Annotated in this window: 17 protein-coding genes and 1 pseudogene; 8 read left to right on the forward strand and 10 right to left on the reverse strand. The window is 63.4% G+C overall.

Going from position 1 to position 18577, the window contains the following annotated elements; all coding sequences use genetic code 11:
- Positions 1-23: 23 nt before the first annotated feature.
- Both PP4_RS29890 and PP4_RS18775 read right to left on the reverse strand, forming a co-directional pair.
- Positions 24-767: pseudogene (locus PP4_RS29890) on the reverse strand (methyl-accepting chemotaxis protein); the annotation flags it as partial.
- A 130-nt stretch (positions 768-897) separates the two neighbouring features.
- Positions 898-2661, reverse strand: a complete 1764-nt coding sequence (locus PP4_RS18775; protein ID WP_041167816.1) for an ABC transporter transmembrane domain-containing protein — start codon at positions 2659-2661, stop codon at positions 898-900.
- 208 nt (positions 2662-2869) lie between these two features.
- Between PP4_RS18775 and PP4_RS29390 the strand changes: the two genes are divergently transcribed.
- Positions 2870-3043, forward strand: a complete 174-nt coding sequence (locus PP4_RS29390; protein WP_016500762.1) for a PA1571 family protein — start codon at positions 2870-2872, stop codon at positions 3041-3043.
- Positions 3044-3251: 208 nt separating this feature from the next.
- Here the strand turns inward: PP4_RS29390 and pdxB are convergent, their stop codons facing one another.
- The 3 genes from pdxB to rlmM all read right to left on the reverse strand — a co-directional run bounded on the left by pdxB (position 3252) and on the right by rlmM (position 6421).
- Complete coding sequence (gene pdxB / locus PP4_RS18780; RefSeq protein WP_016500763.1) at positions 3252-4394, reverse strand: 4-phosphoerythronate dehydrogenase PdxB; 1143 nt, start codon at positions 4392-4394, stop codon at positions 3252-3254.
- A gap of 60 nt (positions 4395-4454) precedes the next feature.
- Entirely contained in the window at positions 4455-4697 is a 243-nt protein-coding gene (tusA, locus tag PP4_RS18785) for a sulfurtransferase TusA (RefSeq protein ID WP_016500764.1), read from the reverse strand.
- A gap of 659 nt (positions 4698-5356) precedes the next feature.
- Complete coding sequence (gene rlmM / locus PP4_RS18790) at positions 5357-6421, reverse strand: 23S rRNA (cytidine(2498)-2'-O)-methyltransferase RlmM (RefSeq protein ID WP_016500765.1); 1065 nt, start codon at positions 6419-6421, stop codon at positions 5357-5359.
- 224 nt (positions 6422-6645) lie between these two features.
- Between rlmM and acnA the strand changes: the two genes are divergently transcribed.
- Together acnA and PP4_RS18800 are read left to right on the forward strand one after the other, a co-directional pair.
- On the forward strand, positions 6646-9387 hold the full coding sequence (gene acnA / locus PP4_RS18795) for an aconitate hydratase AcnA (protein ID WP_016500767.1): 2742 nt from the start codon (positions 6646-6648) through the stop codon (positions 9385-9387).
- 193 nt (positions 9388-9580) lie between these two features.
- Positions 9581-11146: a methyl-accepting chemotaxis protein gene (locus tag PP4_RS18800; RefSeq protein ID WP_016500768.1), complete on the forward strand. Its 1566-nt coding sequence runs from the start codon at positions 9581-9583 to the stop codon at positions 11144-11146.
- Positions 11147-11484: 338 nt separating this feature from the next.
- Here the strand turns inward: PP4_RS18800 and PP4_RS18805 are convergent, their stop codons facing one another.
- The 5 genes from PP4_RS18805 to PP4_RS18825 form a co-directional block, all read right to left on the reverse strand.
- A complete protein-coding gene (locus PP4_RS18805) occupies positions 11485-12369 on the reverse strand; it encodes a pseudouridine synthase (protein ID WP_016500769.1) in 885 nt (294 codons plus the stop codon).
- Positions 12370-12420: 51 nt separating this feature from the next.
- A complete protein-coding gene (locus PP4_RS18810) occupies positions 12421-12729 on the reverse strand; it encodes a hypothetical protein (RefSeq protein ID WP_016485613.1) in 309 nt (102 codons plus the stop codon).
- 65 nt (positions 12730-12794) lie between these two features.
- Positions 12795-13226: a D-Ala-D-Ala carboxypeptidase family metallohydrolase gene (locus PP4_RS18815; RefSeq protein ID WP_016500770.1), complete on the reverse strand. Its 432-nt coding sequence runs from the start codon at positions 13224-13226 to the stop codon at positions 12795-12797.
- Between the two features lie 109 nt (positions 13227-13335).
- A complete protein-coding gene (locus PP4_RS18820; RefSeq protein WP_019473185.1) occupies positions 13336-13575 on the reverse strand; it encodes a glutaredoxin family protein in 240 nt (79 codons plus the stop codon).
- A 72-nt stretch (positions 13576-13647) separates the two neighbouring features.
- Entirely contained in the window at positions 13648-14856 is a 1209-nt protein-coding gene (locus PP4_RS18825) for an ammonium transporter (protein WP_016500772.1), read from the reverse strand.
- A 313-nt stretch (positions 14857-15169) separates the two neighbouring features.
- On the opposite strand from PP4_RS18825, the gene PP4_RS18830 reads away from it, so the two are divergent.
- From PP4_RS18830 to PP4_RS18850, 5 genes are all read left to right on the forward strand, one after another.
- Positions 15170-15484, forward strand: coding sequence for a DUF883 family protein (locus tag PP4_RS18830; RefSeq protein WP_016500773.1), 315 nt, complete (start codon positions 15170-15172; stop codon positions 15482-15484).
- Between the two features lie 9 nt (positions 15485-15493).
- Positions 15494-15868, forward strand: a complete 375-nt coding sequence (locus PP4_RS18835) for a phage holin family protein (RefSeq protein ID WP_016500774.1) — start codon at positions 15494-15496, stop codon at positions 15866-15868.
- The gene (locus PP4_RS18840) at positions 15865-16194 is read left to right on the forward strand and encodes a hypothetical protein (RefSeq protein ID WP_016500775.1); all 330 of its coding nucleotides are present in this window, start codon (positions 15865-15867) and stop codon (positions 16192-16194) included. Before PP4_RS18835 ends, PP4_RS18840 begins: the two co-directional genes overlap by 4 nt.
- Before the next feature lie 147 nt (positions 16195-16341).
- Complete coding sequence (locus tag PP4_RS18845) at positions 16342-17673, forward strand: deoxyguanosinetriphosphate triphosphohydrolase (protein WP_016500776.1); 1332 nt, start codon at positions 16342-16344, stop codon at positions 17671-17673.
- 285 nt (positions 17674-17958) lie between these two features.
- Positions 17959-18576: a response regulator transcription factor gene (locus tag PP4_RS18850; protein ID WP_016500777.1), complete on the forward strand. Its 618-nt coding sequence runs from the start codon at positions 17959-17961 to the stop codon at positions 18574-18576.
- Position 18577: the final 1 nt, after the last annotated feature.

Raw genomic sequence — 18577 nt, forward strand, 5'->3', positions numbered from 1 at the left:
CTGTCCACGCGGGCGGCAAAACGGCCCTGGCTAAGCTGCGCGACGTACTCGATCAACTGGCGGATCGGCTCGATCAGGCTGCGGTTGACCAGCCACAGGCTGAGCAGCCCCACCAGTACCGCCGAGGCCAGCATCACCAGCAAGCCCAGCCATACCGTGCGTTCGGCACTGGCGTTGATGCTGGCCGCACGCTGGCGGGCATCGGCACGCAGTTGCTCCACCAGTTCGCTCATCTGCTCACTGGCGGCGCGGTCTACACCCTTCACCGCCAGGTCGCCGGCTACCGGGTCGCCACCGGCGGCGAGGAAGGCCTGACGGCCCTGCGCATAGGCCTGGCCCAGCTGCTGGTGGCTGTCACGCAGTTGCTGCAACGGCGGCTTGAGCCTGTCGTCGCTGCTGTCGATCAGTTGCCCGAGCAATTGTTGCACCTGCTGTTCGCGGGCCTGAAACTGCTGCCAGTACTTCTCCATCTCAGCCGGCTGGCGCCCGCGCAGCAGCACGTTCTTCCATTCCTGCACCTGGATCTTGAACTGCAGGTTAGCTTCATCAATCAATTGCGAAGCCCGCAGCGGCCCGTCCACCAACTCGGCATAACCGCGCACGCTGGACGACAAAAACTGGAAACACACCAGGGCGATCAACAGCATCGCCACCAGGCTGCCGCCGAGCAGCGAGAGAATTTGCACTCTGAGGGATTTACGCAACATCGTGGATCTCGAAACCGGAAGGAAAGGAATGGCGCGCATCCGCAACACCAGGTAAGACATTCCATGTCCTTGTTGGCAGGCCAAAAAAAAGCTGCCATCAAGCAATGGCAGCCAGGTCGAGCACTTACGCAACAGTTGAGCCAGATACTCTCAGGCAATTGCTACAAAATTGTTACAAACTCGCGACGCATTAGCCGCTGGTGAATTGCAAGGCCGCCAGCCGCGCATACAGCGGGCTTTCCTCGACCAGCTGGCGGTGGGTACCCACCGCCACCACCCGGCCCTTGTCGATGACCGCAATGCGCTCGGCATGCTGCACCGTGGCCAGCCGATGGGCGATCACCAGCGTGGTACGCCCGGCCATCAGGCTGGGCAACGCCTGCTGGATCAAGTGTTCGCTCTGCGCGTCGAGCGCGCTGGTGGCCTCGTCCAGCAGCAGGATCGGTGCATCCACCAGCAACGCCCGGGCAATCGCCAGGCGCTGGCGTTGCCCGCCAGAAAGGCCGATGCCACCCTCGCCCAAGGGCGTCTGGTAGCCTTGCGGTAGCTGCCGGATGAATTCGTCGGCATGGGCACCGTGCGCCGCTGCTTCGACTTCGGCCAGGGTCGCATCGGGCCGGCCATAACGGATATTGGCCTCCACCGTTCCGCGAAACAGTGAGGGGTTTTGCGCCACCAGGGCGAACTGGCGGCGCAACTGGTCGGGGTCCAGCTCAGTCACCGGCAGGCCATCGAGCAGGATGCGCCCTTGCTGTGGGTCGTAAAAGCGCAGCAACAAATCGAACAGGGTCGACTTGCCCGCCCCCGAGGGGCCCACCAAGGCCACGGTCTGCCCGGGCTCGATAACCAGGCTCAGGCCATCGACCGCTGCCACCGAGGGCCGTGACGGGTAGGCGAACACCAATTGCTGCAACTCGATACGTCCACTGGCCCGCTGCTGCGGTAGCGCCTGCGCCACGGTGGGTGGCAGGATCGCACTGCGCGCCGCCAAAAGCTCGGCAATGCGCTCGGCCGCACCCGCTGCACGTTGCAGCTCGCCGATCACCTCACTGAGGGTGCCGAACGCGCTACCGACGATCAGGCTGTAGAACACGAACGCCGCCAGTTCGCCTGCGGAGATACGCCCGGCGATCACATCCATGCCGCCGACCCACAGCATCACCCCCACTGCCCCCAGCACCAGCACGATCACCAGGGTAATCAGCCAGGCACGCTGGGCAATCCGCTTGCGGGCCACGCCAAAGGCGGCTTCGACCGTGTCGGCGAACCGTTCGCGGTCATGCGCCTGGTGGTTGTAGGCCTGTACCGTCTTGATCTGCCCCAGGGTCTCGGCCACGTAGCTGCCCACATCGGCCACCCGATCCAGGCTCTGGCGCGACAGGCTGCGCACCCTGCGACCAAACAGCAGGATCGGTGCCAGCACCAGCGGCAAGGCGACCGCCACGATGCTGGTGAGCTTGGGGTTGGTGATGAACAACAGCACCACACCACCAATGACCATCAGCGCGTTGCGCAGGAACATCGACAGCGATGAGCCGATGACCGATTGCAGCAAGGTGGTGTCGGCGGTCAGCCGCGACTGGATCTCGGAACTGCGGTTGTCTTCGAAAAAGCCGGGGTGCAGCCCGATCAGGTGGTCGAACACGGCACGGCGGATATCGGCCACGCAACGCTCGCCGATCCACGACACCAGGTAGAAACGGCTGAAGGTGCCCACCGCCAGGGCCAGCACCAGCAGCAGGAACAGGCCGATGGTCTGGTTGAGCTGGTGCGCCGAACGGGTCATGAAGCCCTGGTCTACCAGCAGGCGGATGCCCTGCCCCATGGACAGCGTGATGCCGGCAGTAACCACCAGGGCCAACAAGGCCAGCAGCACCTGTCGACGGTACGGACGAACGAACTGCCAAGCCAGGCGCAAGGCTCGGCGTTGGCGAGGGGAAACCGAATCGGGCATGGCGGCGGCTACGATGGCGGGGAAACCGCAGACTACCACTCATCCGGCAGGGGGAATGCATGCAGGTTGCTATAACGCATCGGTCTAAACAGATGATGGAGCTTTCACAGGGTTTCTGTTGGACTGTTGCTGCCGTGACACAGAAGCTGTCACAGGCCAGTCACGGCGCAGGGCTACCCTGAACTTGAACCTGAAGAGGAGACAGTGCATGAGCTTGCAGCATGGCAGTGACCACCAGAAGCCTCAGACCACCCCGCCACCCGAGGCATGCGGTTCGATCATCGACGGCAAGGGGCGCGAAGTGCCAATTACCGAGCAGATGATCCAGCAGGCCTGCAAGGCCCTGGAAGAAAGCAGGGTCGAGCGCGTACACAAAGGTTGATCGGCGAATTTTTTGCAACCCGGCGCCTGCGCCGGGTTTTTATTGCCCGCAGGTTTGCTTGGGCCCTTGTGGGAGCGGCCTTGCGTCGCGAGAGGGCTGCAAAGCAGCCCCGGCAACCCGTGCCGCGCTGCTGAAATCCTGGGGCCGCTTTGCGGCCCTTTCGCGACACAAGGCCGCTCCCACAACCGCAGATAACTCCAAAACTTGCTTAGACCAACTCCGCCCCCAAGGCACTCACCAGCTGCGCCAACTGCGGCGACTCCCCACGCAAGCGCACCGCCAACCCTTCAATCTCGCGCCGCGGCGGGTATTGCTTGCGCAACTGGTCGAACGCCGCACGCTGCTGCTGCGGGTCGTCACTCAGGCTGCGGCGGAAGTCGGCATCGTCGCGGCGTGGGTCGTACACGGCGCGGCACAGGGTCGCCAAGGCCCAGGCCGGGTCGGTGCTGGCATCCAGTTCGATTTGCGCCAGCGGCGGTCGGGGCAGCAAGTCGGCCAGTTGCACCTGCTCGTCCACACCCAGGAACCGGCACAGCGCCTGGTAGATCTGCGCCGTGCCACGCTGGCGGCCGTCGAGGCTGTAGCCGGCAATGTGCGGTGAGGCCAATGTGCACAGGTCGGCCAGTTGCAGGTCGACCTGTGGCTCGCCCTCCCACACGTCCAGCACTGCATGCACGTCTTCACGGTCCAGCAGCAGCTCGCGCAGGGCGGCGTTGTCCACCACCGGACCACGGCTGGCGTTGATCAGCCAGGCACCCGGACGCAACTGCGCCAGCTGCGCCTGGCCGAACAGGTGCCAGGTCGGGTGCTCGCCATCGCGCTGCAACGGGGTATGCAGGCTGATCACATCGCACTGTTGCACGATGGTTTCCAGGCTGACGTAGTTGCCGCCCTCGGCGGCCTGGCGTAGCGGATCGCACACCAGCACCTTCCAGCCCAGGCCGTGCAGCACCCGCACCAGGCGGCCACCCACTTCACCCGCGCCCACCACGCCATACACCCGCTCGGGCAGTACCGCGCCATCCAGCTCGGCCAGGGTCAACAGGCTGCCCAGCACGTAGTCGACCACACCGCGGGCATTGCAGCCCGGCGCACTGCTCCAGCGAATGCCGGCTTCGGCAAAGTAGTCCAGGTCCAGGTGATCGGTACCGATGGTGCAGGTGCCGACAAAGCGTACGCGGCTGCCTTCGAGCAACTGGCGGTCGACTTTGGTTACCGAGCGCACCAGCAGGATATCGGCGTCCTTGACGCTGGCGGCATCGAGACTTCGGCCGGGGTAACGGCGGATTTCACCGAAACCCTGGAAAAAGGCATCGAGCAGCGGAATGTTCTCGTCGGCAACTATCAGCATGGCGCTCTCCTGTCTGGGGAACGCAGTGTAGGCGCAACGTCGGGCGTGTTCCAGAGCGCTTCAGTCGGCTTTCTTGCGAATCCAGTACAGGAAGGTACCGGCGTCTTCTTGCTGCTGCAGCAGTTCGTGGCCGAGGAAGTTGCAGAACTTGGGGATGTCGCGGCGGGTCGACGGGTCGGTGGCGATCACCTTGAGCAGGCCGCCGGCGGCCAGGTCGCGCACGTGCTGGTGCAGCATCATCACCGGCTCCGGGCAGTTCAGGCCGGTGGCATCGAGGATGGCGTCAGGGGTGAAATCGGTCATGGGGGGCTCCGAAAATGATCGCCATTGTCGCGCATAGCGCGACGCGGTCCAAGCACCGCTTGAGAAATGCGCAGCTGCCCGCCAGCCCAGCTCTTGCTCTTGATCTTGCTTTTGATCTTCGCGACTTCAGGAGGCCGAACGCAGGCCTTGCGGAGGGAGGTGACGGGCATGGATGCCCGTCAAGCGCTGGGCCCCAGGATGGGGCCTGCAGCGCGGTCCTCCCGGGAGCGAGGCCGGAGTGAGGGAACCCCGGAGCGAAGCGCAGGGGCCGGATGATCGGAGCGCAGCGTTTTTTGGTTACTTTTTTGTCGCGTTTGACAAAAAGTGACTCGCCCTAAGGTCGAAAAGGTGAGTAAGCGTCGCCATCACAAATGGACTGTTCGCTGAACCAAAACAGCCAGATCCGCTTTTTAGCTTCTTGCGAGATGGGCCTCAACACAGTGTAGACATTCGTTCGCGCAGGTGGCGCTGAGTCACCTTTGCGCCCTTCCGGCGGGTTACTTCGGTCTTGGCCAAAGTAACCAAAGCCGTCCGCTCCCATCATCCGGCCCCTGCGCTCGGCCTCCTGAAGTCGCAATCTGCGTCGCCTGAGCTACCGCGCGCTTAGAAGCAAAAACCGAAGCAAGAGCTACAGGCGGAGCGCGAACAGCGCGCTGGGCTCAGCGCGGCTTCAGATCGAGCCGGCGCAGGTGGCAAGTCACTTCCTCGCGGTCGTGGTACAGCTGCTTGCAGGCAATCGATACCCTGATCTTGCGCGCCTTGAACGTCGCCTCCATGCGATCGAGCAGCCGGCGTACTTCGGCATAGCGCTGCTTCATCGGCAGCTTCAGGTTGACCACTGCCTCGCGGCACAGTCCCTCGCCCAGCCAGGTTTCGATCAGCGAGGTGGTGCGCGCCGGCTTCTCGACGATGTCGCACACCATCCAGTCCACCGGCTGCTTCGGCTGCCAGGTAAAACCATCAGCCATCAGGTGCTGAACCAGGCCGGTGTCCATCAGGCTTTCGGCCATCGGGCCGTTGTCGATGGCGGTCACCAGCATGCCCCGGCGCACTAGCTGGTAAGTCCAGCCACCCGGCGAAGCGCCCAGATCAACGCCGGTCATGTCATCGCCCAGGCGCTGCTCCCACTGCTCGCGCGGGATGAACTGATGCCACGCTTCTTCCAGCTTGAGGGTCGAGCGGCTGGGTGCCTCGCGGGGGAATTTCAGGCGCGGGATGCCCATGGGCCACAGGGCACTGTTGTTGGCCGGCGCAACACCGGCGAACACCCGCCGGCCGCTGATGAAGGTGAGCAGCAGGCGTGGGCGGCTGGCGTCGTCAACCAGGCGGCCGGCCTTCTCCAGCGCCTTGCGCAGCGGCACTTCGAACTTGCGGCAAAAGGTAGACAATTCCTTGCCTTCGTTACTGTCCAGCACTTCCAGCCACAGGCTGCCGAACACAGGCAAGTCGGCCAGCTCCGCCAGCAGCACACTGATGCGGTCAGTTTCCGGCAGTTCGACATAACCGCCCCGGGCCCACTGGCGCGGGAAAATCAGCTCGTTGAAACGCAGCGCCCCCATCAGCCGCTCGGCGCCGCCTTCTTCGGTACAGACAAACTCGGCGCTGGCACTGTGCGGCTTGCCTTTGGCATAGCCAGCAATACCCAGACGGGCGGCATGTTCGCTGATTTCGGCGCACACCTCGCCCTCGAAACCGGGCCGGCAATGCATGAACAGGGTATTCATCTCTCACTCCACTACGGCTGGCGCGCAACAGGCGCCGGCAGGGCGGCGATAATAAAGGAAGTTCGGAACCTGCGACACGCCCCGCCGGTCCAGAAAAGGGTCAGGGGCCGCAAACCGGTCTAACCTGACCACTCAGCCAGGTCCGTACCGTGCGGATCGAAACAGAGCGGTGACACCGGCAGACCTTGAGTATTTGCCGGGCACCGGCGCAGAAGGAGTTGGCAATGCCCTCGCTCGACAGCCTGAACACCCTCAACACCCTCAAGGTCGGCAACCAGACCTATCACTACTTCAGCCTTACCGAGGCCGCCCGCCAGTTGGGCGACCTGCAACGCCTACCCATGTCGCTGAAGGTGCTGCTGGAAAACCTGCTGCGCTGGGAGGACGGCCAAACCGTCACCGGCGATGACTTGCGCGCCATTGCCCAATGGTTAAGCGAGCGGCGCTCCGACCGCGAGATCCAATACCGCCCGGCGCGCGTGCTGATGCAGGACTTCACCGGCGTGCCGGCCGTGGTCGACCTGGCCGCCATGCGCGCAGCCATGGCCAAGGCCGGCGGCGACCCGCAGCGGATCAACCCCTTGTCACCGGTGGACCTGGTGATCGACCACTCGGTAATGGTCGACCATTACGGCACGCCGCAGGCCTTCGGCGAGAACGTGGATATCGAAATGCAGCGCAATGGCGAGCGCTATGCCTTCCTGCGCTGGGGCCAGAGCGCCTTCGACAACTTCCGCGTAGTGCCGCCGGGCACCGGCATCTGCCACCAGGTCAACCTGGAATACCTGGGCCGCACGGTGTGGACCCGTGAAGCCGATGGCCGCACCTACGCCTTCCCCGACACCCTGGTCGGTACCGACTCGCACACCACCATGATCAATGGCCTGGGCGTGCTCGGCTGGGGTGTCGGTGGCATCGAGGCAGAGGCGGCCATGCTCGGCCAACCCGTGTCGATGCTGATCCCCGAGGTGATCGGCTTCAAACTGACCGGCAAGCTGCGCGAGGGCATCACCGCCACCGACCTGGTGCTGACGGTAACGCAGATGCTGCGCAAGAAAGGTGTGGTGGGCAAGTTCGTCGAGTTCTATGGCGACGGCCTGGCCGAGCTGCCGCTGGCAGACCGTGCGACCATCGCCAACATGGCACCAGAGTATGGCGCCACCTGCGGTTTCTTCCCGGTTGACGAGGTGACCCTGGACTACCTGCGCCTGTCGGGCCGACCAGACGCGACTGTGCAACTGGTCGAGCAGTACTGCAAGGCCCAGGGCCTGTGGCGCCTGCCGGGGCAGGAGCCGTTGTTCAGCGACAGCCTGGAACTGGACATGCACGAGGTCGAAGCAAGCCTGGCCGGGCCCAAGCGGCCGCAGGACCGCGTGGCGCTGGGCCAGGTCAGCCAGGCCTTTGACCATTTCATCGAACTGCAGCCCAAGCCGCTGGCCAAGGAAGTCGGCCGCCTGGAAAGCGAGGGTGGCGGCGGTGTAGCGGTGGGCAACGCCGACCAGGCTGGCGAGATCGACTACAGCCATGGAGGCCAGACTCACACCCTGCGCGATGGCGCCGTGGTGATTGCCGCGATCACCTCCTGCACCAACACTTCCAACCCCAGTGTGATGATGGCGGCCGGGCTGGTGGCGAAAAAGGCCCTGGAAAAAGGCTTGCAACGCAAACCCTGGGTCAAGAGCTCGCTGGCGCCGGGCTCCAAGGTCGTCACCGACTACTTCAAGGCAGCGGGGCTCACCCCTTACCTCGATCAACTGGGCTTCGACCTGGTCGGCTATGGCTGCACCACCTGCATCGGCAACTCCGGCCCGCTGGACGAAGCGATCGAGAAAGCCATCGGCAGCGCCGACCTCACCGTCGCCTCGGTGCTGTCGGGCAACCGCAACTTCGAAGGCCGCGTGCACCCGCTGGTCAAGACCAACTGGCTGGCTTCGCCACCGCTGGTAGTGGCTTACGCGCTGGCCGGCAGCGTGCGCCTGGACCTGACCCGCGACCCGCTGGGTACGGGCAACGACGGCCAACCGGTGTACCTGAAGGATATCTGGCCAAGCCAGCAGGAAATTGCGGCGGCCGTGGCCAAGGTCAATACCGCTATGTTCCACAAGGAATACGCCGAAGTGTTTACCGGCGATGCGCAGTGGCAGGCCATCGAGGTACCACAGGCTGCCACCTACGTGTGGCAGGCCGATTCTACCTATATCCAGCATCCGCCGTTCTTCGACGACATCGGCGGACCGCCGCCACGCATTGCCGACATCCACGGTGCGCGGGTACTGGCGCTGTTGGGCGACTCGGTGACCACCGACCATATCTCCCCTGCCGGCAACATCAAGGCCGACAGCCCTGCCGGGCGCTATCTGCGCGAGAAGGGCGTGGAGCCACGCGATTTCAACTCCTACGGCTCGCGGCGTGGCAACCATGAAGTGATGATGCGCGGCACCTTCGCCAACATCCGTATCCGCAACGAAATGCTGGGGGGTGAAGAAGGTGGCAATACCCTTCACGTGCCAAGCGGCGAGAAGATGTCGATCTACGATGCGGCCATGCGCTACCAGCAGGAAGGCACCCCGCTGGTGGTGATCGCCGGCCAGGAATATGGCACCGGTTCGAGCCGCGACTGGGCGGCCAAGGGCACTAACCTGCTGGGGGTCAAGGCGGTGCTGGCGGAAAGCTTCGAGCGCATTCACCGCTCCAACCTGGTGGGCATGGGCGTGCTGCCGCTGCAGTTCAAGGCCGGCCACGACCGCAAGCAGCTGGTGCTGACCGGCAAGGAGCGGATCGACGTGCTGGGCTTGAGCGGTGCACAGATCCGCCCTGGCATGAGCCTGCCGTTGCGCATCACCCGCGAAGATGGGCAGCAGGAACAGATCGAGGTGCTGTGCCGTATCGATACCTTGAACGAGGTGGAGTACTTCAAAGCCGGAGGAATTCTGCACTACGTGTTGCGACAGATGATCGCCGGCTGAGGCTGGGAGGTACGGCTGCGAACTTGCGGCGCTCTCGAGACCGAGCGCCGCCCGCGATGCGCCGCGCGGGCGGCGCTCGATTTCACAGGCGCCACAGCTCCAACGCCGGACCAAACGCAGCCACGTTAAATAATCATTCAATAAAACCAGTGGCTTGCCGATACCTGTCCAAAGCCCTGCGGACTATCACCCCATGCGTAACAACCAGCCGATTACCCAGAGAGAACGGACTTTCCCTGCCCAGCAGCGGTTGATCTCCACCACCAACGCCAAGGGCGTGATCACGTACTGTAACGATGCCTTCATCGAAATCAGTGGTTTCACCCGCGAAGAGTTGACCGGCGCGCCGCATAACCTGGTACGCTCCCCCGACGTGCCGCCTGCCGTGTTTGCCCATATGTGGCAAACCCTGAAGCAGGGCCAGCCGTGGATGGGCATCGTCAAGAACCGCTGCAAGTCCGGCGACCACTACTGGGTCAACGCCTACGTAACACCGATTTACGACAACAACCAGGTTGTCGGTTTCGAGTCGGTGCGGGTCAAGCCAACCGCTGAGCAGATTCGCCGCGCCGAAGCACTGTACCAGCGCATCAACCAGGGCAAGCCAGCTGTACCTCGCAGGGACAAGTGGCTGCCGGTGCTGCAGGACTGGTTGCCTTTCATCCTGATCAGCCAGGTGGGCTTCCTGATCGGCAACTGGCTGGGCCATTCCTGGGGCTTTGCCCTGGCTGCCGGGCTATCCGTACCCCTGGGCCTGCTGGGCTTGAGCTGGCAGCAGCGCGGCCTCAAGCGCCTGTTGCGCCTGGCCGAGCAGACCACCTCCGATCCGCTGATCGCGCAGATGTTTACCGACAGCCGTGGCGTACAGGCGCGTCTGGAAATGGCCATGCTCAGCCAGGATGCCCGCATGAAAACCTGCCTGACCCGCCTGCAGGACAGTGCCGAACACCTCAGCGACCAGGCGCGCCAGTCCGACGCCCTGGCGCACAAGAGTTCTTCGGGGCTGGAGCGCCAGCGGGTGGAGACCGAGCAGGTCGCCGCCGCCGTCAACCAGATGGCCGCCACCACACAGGAAGTGGCCAACCACGTTCAGCGCACCGCCGATGCCACCCAAGAAGCCAACCGCCTGACCAGCCAGGGCAGGCAGATTGCCGGGGAGACCCGCGAGGCCATTGAGCGCCTGTCGGCAGCGGTGGGCGAAACCGGTCAGACGGTCACCCAACTGGCCAAGGACAGCGACGAGATTGGTGGCGTCGTCGATGTGATCAAGGGCATTGCCGACCAGACCAACCTGCTGGCACTGAATGCGGCCATCGAAGCGGCGCGTGCCGGTGAAATGGGCCGTGGCTTTGCTGTGGTGGCCGACGAAGTGCGCCAGTTGGCCCAGCGCACTGCCGAATCCACCGGGCAGATCCACGGCCTGATTGCCAAGCTGCAACAAACCGCCAGCAACGCCGTGCTGACCATGGAAACCGGCCACCGCCAGGCGCAGGAAGGCGTCGACCGTGTGATGCAGGCTGACGAGGCACTGGTGGGGATCAGCGAAGCGGTGGCCAACATCACCGACATGGCCACCCAGATTGCCGCCGCTACCGAAGAGCAGACTGCAGTGGCCGACGAAATCAGCCGCAACATCAGCACCATTGCCGAACTGGCCGACCAGACCGCCGAACAGGCGCAGCATTCGGCACTGCTGAGCGAGGAGCTGACCAGCACGGCGGGCAGCCAGTATTCACTGGTGGAGCGGTTCAACCGCTAATGCTCGCGACTTAAGCACTCCACCGCTGTGGATGGCACCGGCCCTGCCGGTGTTCGCGGCTAAAGCCGCTCCCACAGCAACCGAGTGCCCTTGAAGCCTGCGACGTACCTGTGGGAGCGGGCATGCCCGCGAAGAAACCAACGCGGTAGATGGCACCGGCCCTGCCGGTGTTCGCGGCTAAAGCCGCTCCCACAGCAACCGAGTGCCCTTGAAGCCTGCAACGTACCTGTGGGAGCGGGCATGCCCGCGAAGAAACCAACGCGGTAGATGGCACCGGCCCTGCCGGTGTTCGCGGGCATGCCCGCTCCCACAAGGGCCGCGTATGCCTGCGGTCTGTGTTACCAGTCCAGACGCAGGCGGCTCTCGAAATAGCGCTCTTCGCCGCTCAACGGGTCCTCGAAACGCAAGCTCTGCGCCAGCAGTTTCAGCGGCCGCTGGTAGTCATCAGCTGCATCAAGCAGCTGCGGATAGAACGGGTCATTGCAGATTCCCGCCCCCAAGGCTGCCATGTGCACGCGCAACTGGTGGGTCTTGCCGGTCACTGGCGACAGCCCATAGCGCCACAGCTCACCGTTCTTCTCCAGCACCTCGGCCAGAGTTTCGCTGTTGGCCTCCCCTTCCACTTCGTGCATACGGAAAAACGGCTCGCCATGCACCAGGCGGCTTTTGTGCACCAGTGGAAATGCATGCTGCGGCAAAGCCGCCGCAATGGCCTGGTAGCGCTTGTCGATGCGCCGTTCAGGGAACAGCCGCTGGTAGGCGCTGCGGCTGTGCGGGTTGGCAGAAAACAGCACAAGCCCGGCGGTGTGCCGGTCAATGCGGTGCAGCGGCACCAGGTGCGGGTTATCCAGGCGACGGATCAGGCGGCGCAGCAAGGTCTGCTCGACGTATTCACCGGTTGGCGTCACCGGCAGGAAATGCGGTTTGTCTGCCACCACCAGGTGTTCATCCGCGTGCAGTACCACCTCCTGCACCGGGATCGGCCGCTCGTTCGGCACTTCGCGGAAGTAGTGCAAACGCATGCCACGCTTGTAGGGTAACTCGGCGGCAACCGCCCGGCCCTCGGCATCCAGCACCCTGCCACGGGCAAAACGGTCGAGCCACTGGGCGCGGTCGATGGCCTTGAAATGGTCGCACAGGCAATCAAGCACCGTCGCCCAGTTACCGGGGGGCAGGCACACCGTGCTGGCTTGCTGGCGGGCGGGGTCGAAGGGCGCGGTCATGGCAGGGCTCGGAACGTTCACGGCCGCGCATTATCGCCCAAGCCCGCGCCCTCAACCAGCCTGGACTATCGCCTCGCTGCGTTCCTTCAGCCAGCGCAGCACCTGCACCGGTTCCCAACGGCCTGGGTCGTAAAGGGCATAGAGCAACCCTTGGTAACCCACCACATCCAGCCCGCGGTGGTAACCGGCACGCTGGAACAAGGCCTCGATTTCGGCGAAGCAGGTATTGAAGTGCACTTTACCGAACGGCGTGCGGTCGTCGGTCACCAGGCCTTCGAGGCGCAGTTCCAGAACGGCGTCAGCCACCCGATCCACGGGCATGCGGTTGACGCTGTACTTGAGTTGCTCGACGTTGAGCATGGCTTTACCTCGATACTGTATTTATATACAGCATACGAACATCCCCTTGCCGCCGTCAATGCGCTTCATTGCAGCCCCGCCAGGTAGCCACTGCCTTTGCGCATGGTCAAGACCTGCCGACGCGGCGTGCCCGGGGCCACCGACAGATGCACCCACCTGTCGAACTCCAGGATGAGTTGATCGAACGGCACGGCGCTTTCGCTGATCCTGCGCACGGTTTCCCGAGGGCTGACTTCAATTACCGTGAAGTCCGCCGCCAGGCCTTGTACATGCTGGCTGTTCGTGGCACCGCCGATCAACCGGTTGACCTTCTCGCTGCGAAAACCGCTGCTGACGATGATCGGCGCGCCGAACAGTGCGCGCACCTGCTCCAGCGCACCGCACAGCAATTGCAGGTTGGCCCTGGCTTCAGGGGGCGGGGTGTTATCGAATCCGTCCCTGGCGGCGAGCTGGGATACGGTCATTTCATCGAACGTGAAATGTGGGGTGATCAACATGGCGAACTATTCCGATGATGAGGGAGGTAGCGGCGCCAGAGTGCGCCGGCACCTGATCATCAGCTCGCGTCACAGATCATGGAGCAGGGTTGCGACTCCTCTGCGGCCTTCATTGCCCAAGGAACGCCACCACCTGTTCGGCATCGAACGGCCAGTGCAGCTCGGCGGCATTGTCGCAGCGTCGCAACACTGGAATGATCAGGCCGTAACGCTCGAACAAGGGCTCGCTCTCGGCAATGTCGACCAGCTCCACCAGCAGGCCATGATCGACGAAAGGCATCAGCACAGCTTCGGCCACTTCACACAGGTGGCAGCCGAGGGTGCCGAACAGTTGGCATTCAGGCAGCATGGGCAGGTCCCGGTTTGACATGCAGAGAAACCTATTCTAGGTCTGTCGCGCCCGTCATGCACCTGACCTGGCTCAATCCTGGCTGGTGGCGCCGATACGGTGCAGCGACAAGTCCGCACCCTGAAACTCCTGCTCATGGCTCAAGCGCAGCCCATGCAGCGCGCGGATTGCGCCATAGACGCCAAAGCCGCCGACCAATGCCACCACAACGCCCATCAGGCTGCCCAGCAACTGGCTGATCAGGCTGACACCGCCCATGCCACCCAGTGCCGCCTGGCCAAAGACGCCGCAGGCAATGCCACCCCACACGCCGCACAGGCCATGCAGTGGCCACACGCCCAGCACGTCGTCGATCTTCCAGCGGTTTTGCGCTGCGGTGAAGGACCAGACGAACAACGCGCCGGCCACCAGGCCGGTGGCTAGTGCGCCAATCGGGTGCATCAGGTCGGAGCCGGCGCAAATCGCCACCAGGCCGGCCAACGGCCCGTTGTGCAGAAAGCCTGGGTCGTTGCGCCCGGCCAGCAAGGCCGACAGGGTGCCACCGACCATGGCCATGAGCGAGTTGATCGCTACCAGCCCGCTCACCCCCTGCAACGTCTGGGCACTCATCACGTTGAAGCCGAACCAGCCGATGATCAGAATCCACGAGCCCAACGCCAGGAAGGGAATGCTCGACGGCGCAAACGCCACCAACCGGCCCTCGCGGTAGCGCCCACGGCGCGCGCCCAGTAGCAGCACCGCCGCAAGGGCCAGCCAGCCGCCCATGGCATGCACCACCACCGACCCTGCAAAATCGTGGAAAGGCGCGCCGAAACGGGCCTGCAACCAGGTTTGCAGCCCCAGGTTGCCATTCCATACCACGCCCTCGAAGAAGGGGTAGACAAACGCCACGATCAACGCCGTGGCACACAGTTGCGGCACAAAGCGCGCCCGCTCGGCGATGCCCCCGGAGATGATCGCCGGGATCGCCGCAGCGAAGGTCAGCAGAAAGAAGCACTTGACCAGCGCATAGCCATGGTCGACCGCCAGCGCCGCTGCCGGCTGGAAGAAATTGACGCCATAGGCTATCCAGTAACCGATGAAGAAATACACCAGTGCCGAAATGGCAAAGTCGCTGAGGATCTTCGACAAGGCGTTGACCTGGTTCTTGTGGCGCACCGTGCCCACTTCGAGGAACGCGAAGCCGGCATGCATGGCCAGCACCAGAATGGCGCCCATGAGAATGAACAGGGTATTGGAACCGTGGACCAGGGAGTCCATCGCGCTGTGCATGTTTTCCATGAAATAGGCAGACCTGCTGAAAAAGGCACCAGGACAGTTCAAGAACCTGCATCCCTGCACCGAATCGGTGCCAGCCCCCTGCCCTGTTTCGGTGACCGGGTCGGAGCCTGCGTGGTTTTTTCTTGGGTTTGTCGAGGATTGGGTTAAGGTTTATCGGTACCCGCTGCGCTAGCGCCCTGAATCGGCGCAATAGCTGCCAGCGACGCCCCGCAACGTGGCAATGCCTTAGCAAGGCCCATACCAGCACCGGCACTTGAACCTTCCGCGCGTGCTATTACTCGAATTACCATCACTCATCGACAGGGAGAGGCCCATGGCCAGCAAATCGGCAAAGACTGCACAAGAAATTCTGATGGCTGACTTCCAGGCTTTGGTACGCGACACCGAGCGGCTGCTGGCCGACACTGCCAACCTGGCCGGCGACCAGGCCGACGAATTGCGCGAACAGATTCACGACCGCCTGACCCAGGCTCGCGAAACCCTGCAACTGACCCAGGACTCTGTCCGCGAACGCGGCCAAGCCGCGCTGGGCAGCGCCGAGCAGTACGTGCAGGAAAACCCGTGGCAGGCAATCGGCATCGCGGCCGGTGTCGGCCTGTTGATCGGCCTGCTGGCCAACCGGCGCTAAGGGGTTCCCATGGAGAATGACGCCAACGGCGCCAGCGCCTCGGGCAAGCGCCTGGGCGCCGCAGCGCTGGGGCTGCTGCACAGCCATATCGAACTGTTCGGCATCGAGTTGCAGGAGCAAAAGGGCCGCACCTTGAGCCTGCTGCTGTTCGCAGGCCTGGCCCTGGTGTTTGCCCTGTTGCTGCTGACGGCCCTGTCCGGGTTGTTGCTGGTGCTGCTGTGGGACAGTTATCGCCTGGCCGGCATCATCGGCCTGTGCGTGTTCTATGGCCTTGCCGCGCTGTACTGCGGCTTGCGCCTGAAGGCTGCGGTGTTCGACGAATCGTCGCCCTTCGGGGCCACCCTCGACGAACTCGCCAAGGACCGGGAGCGCCTGTTGCCATGAGCCTGCCACAACTGCCAAACACCCGTAACCCGCGCGAACTGCGCAAAGCACTGCTGCGCCTGCGCATGGAGATGCACCGCCAGGAAATTCGCCATGAGTCCGGCCAACTGATGGAACCGCTGCGCCGCGTGCGCGGCATGGGCAGCTCGCTGCATGAAGGGCTGGGGATCAAGCATGCGCCTTTGTGGGGGATTGGCGCCGTGGTGGCGCTGGGTTTCCTCACCGGCAAGGGCGTGCGCAGCGGTAACCTGGCGCGGCTGGTGCGCCTGGGCAGCAGCCTGCTGCCGCTGGTGCGCCTGTACCTGCAAGGCAACCGCCGCCCCTGAGCCCTGCACATTCCTTTGCAGGAGCGGCCTTGTGCTGCGAAGAGGCCGGCCCGGTAACACACGTGTATCGATCAAACGGGCCTCTTCGCAGCACAAGGCTGCTCCTACAGGATATGCTGCTTCCTTCGATCCACAGGAGAATGCGCCTTGGACTGGCACACCCTGCTCACCCGTGAACGCCTGGGCAAAGCTCTCTACAGCGCCGATGAACTCGGGCGCAGCCCTTTCCACAAAGACCATGACCGCATCATCTTCTCCGGCGCCTTTCGCCGCCTCGGGCGCAAGACCCAGGTGCACCCGGTTACCAGCAACGACCATATCCACACGCGTCTCACCCACTCGCTGGAAGTCAGCTGCGTAGGTCGATCGCTCGGCATGCGCGTCGGGGAAACCCTGCGCGACAACCTGCCCGACTGGTGCGCCCCCAGCGACCTGGGGATGATCGTGCAGTCAGCCTGCCTGGCCCACGACATCGGCAACCCGCCATTCGGCCACTCCGGCGAGGACGCCATCCGCCACTGGTTCCAGCAGGCCGCCGGGCGTGGGTGGCTGGATGACATGAGCGACGACGAGCGGGCTGATTTCCTGAATTTCGAGGGCAATGCCCAAGGCTTTCGCGTACTCACCCAGCTGGAGTACCACCAGTTCGACGGCGGTACGCGGCTGACCTACGCCACCCTCGGCACTTACCTGAAGTACCCCTGGAGCGCGCGCCACGCCGACGCGCTGGGCTACAAGAAGCACAAGTTCGGCAGCTACCAGAGCGAGCTGCCCCTGCTTGAGCAGATCGCCCGCAAGCTCGGCATGCCGCAACTGGAAGAGCAACGCTGGGCGCGCCACCCGCTGGTGTACCTGATGGAGGCCGCCGATGACATCTGCTATGCGCTGATCGACCTGGAAGACGGCCTGGAAATGGAGTTGCTGGAATACGCCGAAGTCGAAACGCTGCTGCTTGACCTGGTCGGCGAAGACCTGCCAGAAACTTACCGCCAGCTAGGCCCACGCGATTCCCGCCGGCGCAAGCTGGCGATTCTGCGTGGCAAGGCTATCGAGCACCTGACCAACGCCGCCGCCCATGCGTTCGTCGAGCAGCAGCAGGCATTGCTGGCCGGACACCTGGCAGGCGACCTGGTCGAGCACATGCACGGCCCGGCCAAGCGCTGCGTGCTGCAGGCCAAGGACATGGCGCGCAACAAGATCTTCCAGGACAAGCGCAAGACCCTGCACGAAATCGGCGCCTACACCACCCTGGAGATTCTGCTCAACACCTTTTGTGGCGCAGCGCTCGAACAGCACGGCGGGCGCACCCCCTCGTTCAAGAGCCGCCGGGTACTGGACCTGATCGGCAACAATGCCCCGGACCCGCATGCCTCGCTGCACAGCGCGTTCCTGCGCATGATCGACTTCATCGCCGGGATGACCGACAGCTATGCCAGCGAAATGGCCCGCGAAATGACCGGGCGCTCCAGCCCCACCTGAATCACGCCGGTGCAGCCACGGCCCCTCAGCCGGTGCTGCACCGCGTATTGCAGGAAACTTCCTACATATACTGGCAGCAAGTTAAACAGTACGAATAAAAGCCCATGAAAAGTTACCAAAGACGCTTTGACATTGGGTCAAACACAAAAAATTCGTAGCCCGTTTTGTTTTATCTTGTAAGCCATTTCCCATAAGGAGCGAATCGCCCTCCCCCGCATGCCCGATGACTTCCAACTGCGATAAGGTGCCGGTTGTCCCCCTCAATCGCCCGCAGGGAAGTTGAACATGCATTCCATATTTATTGTCGACGATCATCCTGTCATCCGCCTGGCCGTCCGTATGTTGCTGGAAAACCAGAATTACAAGATCGTCGGCGAGTCGGACAACGGCGTGGACGCCATGCAGATGATTCGTGAAGCCGCGCCCGACCTGGTCATCCTCGACATCAGCATCCCCAAGCTAGACGGCCTGGAGGTACTTTCCCGCTTCCAGGCCATGGCCCTGCCATTGAAGGTTCTGGTATTGACCGCCCAGTCTCCGGCATTGTTTGCCGTGCGTTGCATGCACTCCGGCGCCGCAGGCTATGTGTGCAAGCAGGAAGACCTGAGCGAACTGCTCAGTGCTATCAAGGCGGTACTGGCCGGCTACAACTACTTCCCCAGCCAGGCAATAAAACACAACCAGACAACCGATACCGAGCTGCAACTTTTCCGCCAGGTAAATGACCGCGAACTGATGGTACTGCAACTCTTCGCCCAAGGCCGCAGCAACAAGGAAATTGCCAAGGGCATGTTCCTCAGCAGCAAGACTGTCAGCACCTACAAGAAGCGCCTCATGCACAAACTTCAGGTCAGTACACTGGTTGACCTGATCGAAATAGCCAAACGCAACGCGCTGGTCTGAG

This window comes from Pseudomonas putida NBRC 14164 (assembly GCF_000412675.1).
In the GTDB taxonomy this organism is placed as follows: Bacteria; Pseudomonadota; Gammaproteobacteria; order Pseudomonadales; family Pseudomonadaceae; genus Aquipseudomonas; species Aquipseudomonas putida.

Bases quoted from the DNA above. Each gene is read 5' to 3' on its own strand.
- PP4_RS18775 (WP_041167816.1), bottom strand. From the start codon at position 2,661: ATGCCCGATTCGGTTTCCCCTCGCCAACGCCGAGCCTTGCGCCTGGCT.
- PP4_RS29390 (WP_016500762.1), top strand. From the start codon at position 2,870: ATGAGCTTGCAGCATGGCAGTGACCACCAGAAGCCTCAGACCACCCCG.
- pdxB (WP_016500763.1), bottom strand. From the start codon at position 4,394: ATGCTGATAGTTGCCGACGAGAACATTCCGCTGCTCGATGCCTTTTTC.
- tusA (WP_016500764.1), bottom strand. From the start codon at position 4,697: ATGACCGATTTCACCCCTGACGCCATCCTCGATGCCACCGGCCTGAAC.
- rlmM (WP_016500765.1), bottom strand. From the start codon at position 6,421: ATGAATACCCTGTTCATGCATTGCCGGCCCGGTTTCGAGGGCGAGGTG.
- acnA (WP_016500767.1), top strand. From the start codon at position 6,646: ATGCCCTCGCTCGACAGCCTGAACACCCTCAACACCCTCAAGGTCGGC.
- PP4_RS18800 (WP_016500768.1), top strand. From the start codon at position 9,581: ATGCGTAACAACCAGCCGATTACCCAGAGAGAACGGACTTTCCCTGCC.
- PP4_RS18805 (WP_016500769.1), bottom strand. From the start codon at position 12,369: ATGACCGCGCCCTTCGACCCCGCCCGCCAGCAAGCCAGCACGGTGTGC.
- PP4_RS18810 (WP_016485613.1), bottom strand. From the start codon at position 12,729: ATGCTCAACGTCGAGCAACTCAAGTACAGCGTCAACCGCATGCCCGTG.
- PP4_RS18815 (WP_016500770.1), bottom strand. From the start codon at position 13,226: ATGTTGATCACCCCACATTTCACGTTCGATGAAATGACCGTATCCCAG.
- PP4_RS18820 (WP_019473185.1), bottom strand. From the start codon at position 13,575: ATGCTGCCTGAATGCCAACTGTTCGGCACCCTCGGCTGCCACCTGTGT.
- PP4_RS18825 (WP_016500772.1), bottom strand. From the start codon at position 14,856: ATGGAAAACATGCACAGCGCGATGGACTCCCTGGTCCACGGTTCCAAT.
- PP4_RS18830 (WP_016500773.1), top strand. From the start codon at position 15,170: ATGGCCAGCAAATCGGCAAAGACTGCACAAGAAATTCTGATGGCTGAC.
- PP4_RS18835 (WP_016500774.1), top strand. From the start codon at position 15,494: ATGGAGAATGACGCCAACGGCGCCAGCGCCTCGGGCAAGCGCCTGGGC.
- PP4_RS18840 (WP_016500775.1), top strand. From the start codon at position 15,865: ATGAGCCTGCCACAACTGCCAAACACCCGTAACCCGCGCGAACTGCGC.
- PP4_RS18850 (WP_016500777.1), top strand. From the start codon at position 17,959: ATGCATTCCATATTTATTGTCGACGATCATCCTGTCATCCGCCTGGCC.